Source organism: Pseudomonas sp. MIS38 (assembly GCF_019891575.1).
Classification (GTDB): Bacteria; Pseudomonadota; Gammaproteobacteria; order Pseudomonadales; family Pseudomonadaceae; genus Aquipseudomonas; species Aquipseudomonas putida_A.
In genome coordinates this window covers 1-283 of the sequence record NZ_JAFLXF010000080.1, presented here as the reverse complement: position 1 = coordinate 283, position 283 = coordinate 1, and the positions used below count along the sequence as shown (strand labels likewise).

The window sequence follows — 283 nt, the reverse complement described above, 5'->3', positions numbered from 1 at the left end:
ATTGAACGGGCTGGTGACACCGACCTCTTCGGTCTGGCGGTCACCTTCAAAGTGCGCGACATCGTCGGCAATGAATCGGAAGACTGGTGCAAGGCAACCCGCATCGTCGTCACCACCGGCATCGACCTGCTGGCCGCGCCGATTGTTCAGGAGGCTGTCAATAATGAACTCGACGCCGATAAACAGGGCGATAACGACATCACGGTGCATGTCACGGCCACCCGGCCAGACTTCGAGATGGATGACATCATTCACTTGACCATGCTCGGCACCACCCTGGAGG

At 58.3% G+C, this 283-nt stretch carries 1 protein-coding gene; it reads left to right on the top strand.

Annotation, left to right across the window (positions count from 1 at the left end):
• Nucleotides 1-283: hypothetical protein (locus J1G18_RS27920; protein ID WP_223009618.1), on the top strand; the 283-nt coding region annotated here is incomplete at both ends.